Origin of the sequence: Saccharibacillus sp. WB 17 (genome assembly GCF_008634075.2) — a bacterium.
In the GTDB taxonomy this organism is placed as follows: Bacteria; Bacillota; Bacilli; order Paenibacillales; family Paenibacillaceae; genus Saccharibacillus; species Saccharibacillus brassicae.
The window spans coordinates 18,583-27,013 of sequence record NZ_VPFK02000035.1 but is presented as its reverse complement, the minus strand read 5'-3'; the positions used below and the strand labels follow the sequence as shown (position 1 = coordinate 27,013).

General features: G+C 60.0%; 6 protein-coding genes. 4 read left to right on the top strand and 2 right to left on the bottom strand.

Features of this window, described 5'->3' with window-relative positions:
• Nucleotides 1–1,877 (bottom strand): SNF2 helicase-associated domain-containing protein (locus FTE24_RS17170; protein WP_272915085.1); only part of this gene is annotated, 1,877 nt, incomplete at its 3' end.
• Nucleotides 1,874–3,898 (bottom strand): hypothetical protein, encoded by a 2,025-nt coding sequence (locus FTE24_RS17165; protein WP_150233759.1) that lies wholly within the window; start codon nt 3,896–3,898, stop codon nt 1,874–1,876. The genes FTE24_RS17165 and FTE24_RS17170, both read right to left, overlap by 4 nt.
• A 174-nt stretch (nt 3,899–4,072) precedes the next feature.
• On the opposite strand from FTE24_RS17165, the gene FTE24_RS17160 reads away from it, so the two are divergent.
• From FTE24_RS17160 to brnQ, 4 genes are all read left to right on the top strand, one after another.
• Complete coding sequence (locus FTE24_RS17160) at nt 4,073–5,455, top strand: AAA family ATPase (RefSeq protein ID WP_150233757.1); 1,383 nt, start codon at nt 4,073–4,075, stop codon at nt 5,453–5,455.
• Nucleotides 5,439–5,996, top strand: coding sequence for a hypothetical protein (locus tag FTE24_RS17155; RefSeq protein ID WP_150233755.1), 558 nt, complete (start codon nt 5,439–5,441; stop codon nt 5,994–5,996). Before FTE24_RS17160 ends, FTE24_RS17155 begins: the two co-directional genes overlap by 17 nt.
• Before the next feature lie 168 nt (nt 5,997–6,164).
• On the top strand, nt 6,165–6,836 hold the full coding sequence (locus tag FTE24_RS17150; protein WP_150233753.1) for a GntR family transcriptional regulator: 672 nt from the start codon (nt 6,165–6,167) through the stop codon (nt 6,834–6,836).
• 180 nt (nt 6,837–7,016) lie between these two features.
• The gene (gene brnQ, locus FTE24_RS17145) at nt 7,017–8,429 is read left to right on the top strand and encodes a branched-chain amino acid transport system II carrier protein (RefSeq protein WP_150233751.1); all 1,413 of its coding nucleotides are present in this window, start codon (nt 7,017–7,019) and stop codon (nt 8,427–8,429) included.
• Nucleotides 8,430–8,431: the final 2 nt, after the last annotated feature.

The window sequence follows — 8,431 nt, the reverse complement described above, 5'->3', positions numbered from 1 at the left end:
GAGCGCGGCTGCGCCGCGCCGGTTCCGCGAGCGCCTGCGCGGGGCGGCGTGCGGACATCCGCGTAGGCCTCCGAAGCCGCGCCGCGCGAGGCTGCGCCTGCGCTGCCCGGCACACGCGTGGCTGCGCCGGAGCCCGAGGCGACCGCGGCGCGGCTTTCTTTGACGTGCAGCAGATACGAGATAAGCTGCACGGTCTTGCCGAGGCCCATATCGTCGGCCAGGCAGGCGCCAAGCCCGAGCTGGCGCAGGAAAGCGAGCCAGCCGAAGCCTTCGCGCTGGTAGCCCCGCAGCTCGGCGCGCAGCCCTTGCGGCAGGTCGATTTCCGGCCAGGCGTCTTTCTGGCCGAGCTGGTCGATCAGTGAGGCCAGATGGCCGGTCAGCTGCACTTCGATCTCCAGCCGCGCGTTCGCGTCGGCTTTGGCGCGTTCTTCCGCTTCGACGTCTTCTTCGGCTTTTTTGAGCAGCTGCAGCTGAAGAATGTCCTGGAACGACAAGCCGCGGGACTTGTCCAGCCCGTTCATCGCCCGGCTGATCTGCGTCAGCAGTACCGGGTCGAGCGCGACCCATTCGCCGCGGAACTGCACGAGCCGCTCGTTGCGCGCCGCAAGCTCCAGATATTCTTCTTCGCTGAACTCCGCGTCGCCGATCGCGATCCGCCAATCGAAGTTCAGGACGGAATCGAGTCCGAACACGGACTTGCCGCCCTTTTTCTTCTCGTCGCCGTTTTCTTCTTCCTTGACCCGCGCCTTGAGCTTGGGCTTCTTCTTGCTCGCCGCCTGCCACCAGGCCGGCAGCAGCACTCGCCATCCGGCGTCCAGCAGCCGCGGGCTGTCCTTCGTCAGGAACTGCCACGCTTCCGGTCCGCTCATCGTGCGGGACAGAATGTCCGTCCCCGGTGCCACGCGCGGCGTCGGCAGACCGGTCCGCAGGCTTTTGAGCCATTCGGCGCTTCGTTCGCGCACATGCTTCTCCCAGGCCGAAGGCCAACTGCCGGCGGCGACGCCGACGTCGGAGAGCGTGATCGGGACGAGCGACGTCTCGTCCTTTTTGTCCTGGAGGGCGAGTTCCAGCCTCCAGTTGTCGCGGTCTTCGTCCGGTTCGAGGAACCGGACGACCGGGCGCATCGGCATGGCGTCTTCGCGCCAGCCGACCGCGATCAGCCACGCGTCTTCGTCCAGCCCGGCCGCCGAAGCGCCGCGGTCGAACAGCTTCGGATGCTCGCGGCGCAGATCGAGCGCCGCCTGCTCCGAACCGTAGCGGCGCTGGAACACGGCCGCCGAATAGGCGGCGCGCAGCCCCGCCATAAACGATTCCTCCGCTTCGGCTTCTTCCTCGCCGCGTCCGCCGAACATCGCTTCCTCGTAAGCTTCTTCGTTGCTCTGCGTTTTGCGGACTTCGCGTTCTCCCGCTTCGGCGCCCGCGGCGCGAATCTTGCCCCGGTCGAGCGCGGCAAGCACCGCGGCGATCCCGCGCTCCTTGAGCGCATGCCGATCCCATTTCCACTGCAATTTGCCCGAACGGTACGCCCCGAAGTCCGGCTTGTAAGCCCGCTTCGCGATGCTTGCGGCAAGCGCCGGCGCGCTTTGCGCCAGCAGCTCCGCGTCGCCTTCGAACGACCAGCCGACATGCTTCAGCAGCGGCCGGTCCGCGAAGAACGACAGCACCATTTCCGCCGGCAGCAGCACCAGATCCATCTCGCCGCTGGTCTGGATCTCGAGTTCGGTGCCGTAGAACGATTCTTCATGCCGCGCAAACAGCAGCTGCTTGAAATACAACCCCGGCACGGCGCCGTACGTCGGCTTCGTTCCGTAGAGCAGGGCGTCGCCGTATTCGCTCAGTACCGCATGTACGGTAACGGTCTCCATGACTGCGTTCATAGCATCAATTTTCCTTTCTTCAATTCTTCCTGAAGCGCGCGCAGCCGCCCGTAGCGGGCGTTAAACGATTCCATGAACGCTTCCCAGCGATCTTCGCGCTTCATTTTCCGGTACAATTTCTCCAGCCGTTTGAGCAGGCGGACCGCGCCTTTGTAGCCGTCCCGGCTGCGCTGCTCGACCAGCCGCTCGGCGGCCTGATGGTAGAACGGCAGCAGCAGATGCGGCGCGTTTTTTTCGATCGGAGCGAAGTCGGCCACTTTGAAGCTCGACGGCTCCGCCCCGGTCGACAGCTGATAGTCCATCCAGCCGTCCCAGTTGCTTCGTTCCAGCAGCTTGGCTTCGTACAGCGAAGACGCGTGCGGCAGCATGCCCTGCAGCGCCGTCCACATGCGAGCTTCGGCGTCCGGCCGATGCGCGATCGCCCGATCCCACAGTTGGCCGTAATCCGTCAGATTGGCGCGTGCGCGCTCCAGCAGCGGGCCGAAGGTCTCCAACCAATCGGCTAGCCGATCCCATTCGCCCGCGCGGGCGAGCGGAGAGAGGAAGTCGGGCAGTTTTTTGGGCGAAAAATACGGCTTGTCCGCGGCTTCGCCGAGCAGCGCTCTCGCTCGGTCGTCCTGACCGAGGCAGAACCGGCTCCAGGCGTTCGCGCCCAGCCAGGCCTGACGGTTCAGCGCACGCCCGAGCTCCCGCTCTTCGTCCATCAAATATTGCAGTTCGGATTCGTAAAAATCGCGCCGTTCTTCCGCCTGCTTCCGCAGCTGCTCCGGATCGGCCGGAACGGCCGGGTCGTCCGCAGGGACGGCGTGATCCAGCGCGAACAGATCGGGCATTTCCACCGCCGCTTCGGCGTGTGCGCTGCCCGCTTGGGCGCCTGGCCGAGCGGCAAAGCCCGCTTCCGGCGCGGCCCAGCCGTTCAGCAGCCCGTAATAGCCGGTCGAGAACAGCTCCGATTCGCGGCCTTCGGTCAGCATCTGCCGGCGCACGGCATGCAGCGTCTCGCCGAGCCGCTCCCGCACCTGCGGGTCGTCCCGGTCTTGCAGGGGAGCGGCCAGCAGGCCGGCCATGCCGGATGCCGTGTCGGACACGGCCAGATGCGCAAAGTAGCCGGACGAGGACAGCCCGGCACCGGTCGGCGCGCTCAGCGTCCGCAGCACGAACAGATGCGCGTTCAGCCGGTATAACGCTTCGATGCCCGGCTTGAAAGGCGGCATGTCCGCGAAGGCGAGCTGGAGCGTCAGTTCCGCGAATTTCGGGTTGCGCGTGCGGCCGTTCAGCGAAGAAGCCGCTTCTTCGAAGCGACGGTTCCAGGTCGAAATGCCGGAAGCGGCGAGCAGCGCGGCTTCTTCGACGCCCGGCTTCTTCCCCGGCGCGCCGCCTGCGAGGTCGCCGGCCGAGCCGACGGACGGGTCGTCGGACAGAAAGTCCGGCCGAGCCGCCGCCGTTTGATCGGCGCGCTCCGCGTCGGAGCTATCGCTGCGCGGCGCTGCCGTTCGAGCCTGCCGACCGTCCGCAGCCGCGTTGTCGCGGCCTGCTTCGGACAGGCTGCCCGTCGGCTCGATCGCCGCCGTGCCCGCCTGTCCGGCCCGGGCGCTGCTGCCCGTCGGGTCCGTACTCGCCGACAGAGACGCTTCGCCGCCATCGACGCGAGCGGCCGCCGCTTCCGCTTCGCGCTTCGCTTTCGCCGCCGAAGCGCTGGCGTTGGCCAGCGCCGAGACCGGCCGGCCGCGCAGGCGGGCCAGCTTCATCAGCGCGGCCGCCTGATGCCGGCACGGCTTGCGGTCTTTGCAGTCGCAGCTTCCGCAGCCGGCAAAATCGAGCGCCACGTCGACCCGGCAGACGCCGTCGCCTTCTTTGACTTCGGCTTCCAGCCGCCGTTCTTCGGACACGGCCAGCTGCTGAACGCTGCCCATGCGTTCATATTGAAATCCTCTTTTTAACGTCAGGTCGTCGAAAGCTTCCGCAACGCCCTGAACGAGCCTGTTCCATTGTTCGTCGGTGAACGTCGTGTTCGCATCCATGCCTCAATCGTCTCCCATAAAGTACAGTGTTTTTGTCGTCCGCCTATTATAGCATGGGACGGCGAACGTCTGTACCCCGATACGATTTCCCAAGCTGTTTTTTCGAAGAGAGACCGATATAATGGAGAGTAACGAGTCTTTGCGCGAAAAACCCGATAAGGGAGGCGGAATTTGGTGTTATCAGTCGAGTTTGAAAAGGTAGGTCCGATCAACCGCGGCAGCGTTTCGCTTCATAACTTAATGCTGTTTTGCGGAGAAAATAATGCGGGGAAAACCTATGCGAGTTATGTTTTGTACAATGTTTTCGATAAAAAGTTCCAAACCGCTATCGATTATTTAGACGAAAAAGCATTAAAAAGCAGTGGAATTGCGAAAGTGGATCTTGAAGATGCTCTAGATCGATATGAAGAAGTAACAGAGGCGTGGTCCGACGAGCTCACGCGTTCTTTGCCGGAGCTATTTAATGCGGAACCAAGCGGATTTGCCAATTCCGCAATAGCTTTACGCCAAAATGTTGAACACATCAAAAACGAAATTTTCGATGCCCCTTTTGAAAATCGCTGGAGTTTTAACGGAAGACCGGCAGGTCGGGTTACCAAGCCGGCCAAAAGCTTTATGGCGGAAGTCAGGTTAGAAGAAGGAACTGAAGATTTGGACGATTTTGATTTTTCTTACGTGCTCAACGCCGGAATCATCCGTTTTTTTGACACACTTATATTTAAGGATTTATACAGCGATGCTTTTCTGCTTCCGGCCGAACGGGCGGGGTTGAATTTATTTTATAAAGAGTTGAATGCTTCCCGTAACGAACTGCTGCGCAAAGTAACGTCCGAAGTTCGCCATGATTCCCTGGTTTTCGACCTGAAGAAAGAAATTAGTATGTACGCCAAACCGATCTCGGATTACCTTACTTTTTTGAACCGTTTATCGTTTTATGCAAGACAAAAAAGCTCTTTCTCGGATTTGGCTTTGAAAATTCAGGAAACTGTCCTGAAAGGCAGCTACGTACTTGACGACACAGGCATTCAGTATGTATCGGATTCGGCGGAAGCAGCCAATGACAATTTCAAAATCGGCCTGCATACTTCGTCTTCGACAGCCAAAACGCTGTTCGGACTCGTCTTTTATTTCAACCATATGGCTGTCCCCGGCGCGACCCTGATCATCGACGAACCCGAACTCAATCTTCATCCCGATAATCAACGCAAGCTGGCACGGATTTTGGCGGAGGCGACGAATCGCGGACTGCGCGTCATTTTGTCCACTCACAGCGATTATATTGTCAAAGAATTCAACAATCTGATCATGCTCTCCAACGACTTCGAGAACAAAGAACATATCATGCAAAAGTTCGGGTACACCGTGGAACAGATTCTTGAGCCGCAAAATGTCGGAGCGTATATGTTTGCGGATCATACCATAGCGGAAATGGAAGTCAACGAACGCGAAGGCATCATCGCCGAGACGTTCAACGAAGTAATCAACCAGTACAATGATTCCAATGATGAAATTTACTATGCACTTATGGAGAATGAAGAGCATGCGGAATCTGATTGAGGTCCTGAACGAGATCGTTCATCCTCGTTACAAGCTTGATCCTTCGCCTTCATTGACGATACTCGAGACCAGTCCGGACACGGCGACCCGTCAGACCCGCTGCAGGCAGGTGACGATTTTGGGAGCCGGGCAGGTATGCGCCTTGTCGCTGGACAATCGGGGTTTGGAGCCGTTTCCGTTTCTTCAAGACGTGTCCAACGTCAAAATGAAAAATGATGCGATCGTGTTCTGCAAGTGCGACGACCGGTTATATCTGTTGGTCATCGAGTTGAAGTCCGGAAACGCCAAAGAAGGCGTCAAGCAGCTTCGGGCGGGCAAACTGTTTGCGGATTATTTGCTGGGACTTGTCGATATGCATTATCCGGGAGTCGATACGAGGAGCCTGGAGACCAAATACATTATTTTCAGCAGAGATCCGCGTAAAAACGTCCAGAAAAAGGCGGATCATAAAAGCCAGAAAGCTTCGTACGTGAACGAAAAAGGGCTGCCTGTCGCTTTCGTCGACTGCAAGGACAAATACGAACTGCGTTATTTTATTTGATTGTCATAAGCCGTTTCGGAGACATGCTCATTGTGGGTATGCAGCCGGAGCGGTTTTTGTTTGCAAAATAATTCCCATGTAACCGTATGCAATATATTGCATGACGCAGCCCCAAAAGCTATAATGAGAAAATCTTGTCACGACATGTTAACAATGAAGGAGGAAGTCATGCCGATTCCAGCAGGGTTTTCCATGCCCAATCCCCTGACCGCCAAGCAGCGCGCTTTCCGGCAGCTTCAGGAATGGATCATCGACGGCACGCTCAAGCCGGGCGAGAAGCTGAACGACAGCGAGCTGGCCGCCGCGCTCGGCGTCAGCCGGACGCCGGTGCGCGAAGCGCTGCAGCTGCTCAGCGTCGAAGGGCTGGTCGAGATGAATCCCGGCGTATCCACGCAGGTGACGGCGGTGGACGGCGGGGACGTCGCCAAAATTTTGCCGCCGCTGGCCGTGCTTCAGGCGCTCGCCGCCGAGCTTGCGCTGCCGCGCGTCACGGCGCGCGAGATCGAGTCGCTGCGCGAGATCAACGCCGAATTCGGCGAAGCGCTCGGGCGCGGAGACTCCCACTACGCGCTGAAGCTGGACGAGGAGTTCCACGGCTTCGTCGTCGATCTGGTGGACAATCCGTATATCGCCAACACGATTTCGACGTTTCAGGCCCATATTCGCAGACTCTTTTTCCACAATTCGATCATTTTGAGCCTCAAGTCGGTCGACGAACACGAAGACATTTTGCGGGCTTTCGAACGGGGCGACCCGGCCGAAGTCAATCGCCTCGTGCGGGGCAACTGGCTGCGCGCGATCGACGCGTACGACGAAGCGCTGCGGGAGAACGAACGTTAAGATCGTTTTTCCGTTAAGAGCTTTTTTCGCGTCTTCGCCGCCTGCACGAACACGAACGTTTTCACTAATTACACGAGCAGCTTCGCCCGGACAATGGACCGGTTCGGCGCTTTCCGCAGCGGAAGGCTGCCGCAAACCGGATTCGGCGCGCGGGACTGCACGGTTGGAGGATTTTTTATTATGTCGCGCAAAGCGCCTTTGTCTTTGGTTATCATTCTCGGTTCCATGCTGTTCGCCCTGTTCTTCGGAGCGGGCAACCTCATTTTCCCGCCGATGCTCGGCCAGATGGCCGGCGAGAACGTCTGGTCCGCCAACGCGGGCTTTCTCGTCACCGGGGTCGGCCTGCCGCTGATTGCCGTCGCCGCTTTCGTCTTCTCGGGCGAACGCGATCTGCGGGGGCTGTCGAGCCGCGTGAATCCGACGTTCGGGCTGATCTTTACCGTTGTACTGTATCTGGCGATCGGCCCGTTCTTCGCCATGCCGCGCACCGGCAGCGTCTCGTTCGAGATCGGCGTGAAGCCGCTGCTGCCGGCCGCCGATTCGCATCATCCGGCGCTTGCGGTCTTCACGATGCTGTTCTTCGGCGTCGCCTGCCTGCTGTCGCTGAATCCGACCCGGATCATCGACATCGTGGGCCGGGTGCTGACGCCGATGAAGCTGACCTTTATCGGCGTGCTGGTCGCGGCGGCGCTTCTCTATCCGATCGCGAACTTTGGGGCGCCGGACCCGAGCTATGCGTCGCACGCGTTTTTCAAAGGCTTCCAGGAAGGGTATCTGACGCTGGACGCGCTCGCGGCGACCATTTTCGGCATCATCATCGTCAACGCGCTCAAAGACCGCGGCGTCACCGGACGCCGCTCGCTTATGGGCGCCTGCGCCAAAGCGATCCTGATCGCGGGCGTGCTGCTGGCGTTCATCTATACGTCGCTGGCCTATATGGGCGCTTCGAGCGTCGGCAAGCTTGGCGTGCTCGGCAACGGAGCCGATATTCTCGCCGCCGTCTCGTCGCATTATTTCGGCGCGTACGGGTCCGTGCTGCTGGGACTGATGATCACGGTGGCCTGCATGACGACGAGCGTCGGGCTGATCACGTCCTGCGCGTCGTTTTTCCACGGGCTGTATCCGAAGCTTTCCTATAAAAAGATCGCCGTCGTGCTGGCCGCGTTCAGCGCGCTCGTCGCCAATATCGGCCTCAACGGGTTGATCAAAGTGTCCGTGCCCGTGCTCATGATGCTGTATCCGCTCGTGATCGCGCTGGTGCTGCTGACGTTTCTGCACCCGCTGTTCAAAGGGCGGAACGAAGTGTACCAGGGCACGATGCTGCTGACGTTTCTCGTGAGCCTGTTCGACGGACTCAAAGCGGCCGGCTTCGAGATCGGCGCGGTCGAGCGGCTGTTCGGCGAAATCCTTCCGTTTCACGAGATCGGCCTCGGTTGGCTGCTGCCCGCGTTGGTCGGCGGAATCGGCGGCGCCCTCGTCGCCAGATTCACCGGCCGGCCGCAGGGACTGACCGCGCGGGAGACCCCATCCGAATCTTCCGCCAAGCCCGCGCCTTCCGTTCGGGACGGCAAAGGCACGTCGCACGGCCGCTGATT

Excerpts from the sequence above, each read along its gene's own strand:
- FTE24_RS17150 (WP_150233753.1), top strand. The coding sequence starts at position 6,165 with ATGCCGATTCCAGCAGGGTTTTCCATGCCCAATCCCCTGACCGCCAAG.
- FTE24_RS17165 (WP_150233759.1), bottom strand. The coding sequence starts at position 3,898 with ATGGATGCGAACACGACGTTCACCGACGAACAATGGAACAGGCTCGTT.
- brnQ (WP_150233751.1), top strand. The coding sequence starts at position 7,017 with ATGTCGCGCAAAGCGCCTTTGTCTTTGGTTATCATTCTCGGTTCCATG.
- FTE24_RS17155 (WP_150233755.1), top strand. The coding sequence starts at position 5,439 with ATGCGGAATCTGATTGAGGTCCTGAACGAGATCGTTCATCCTCGTTAC.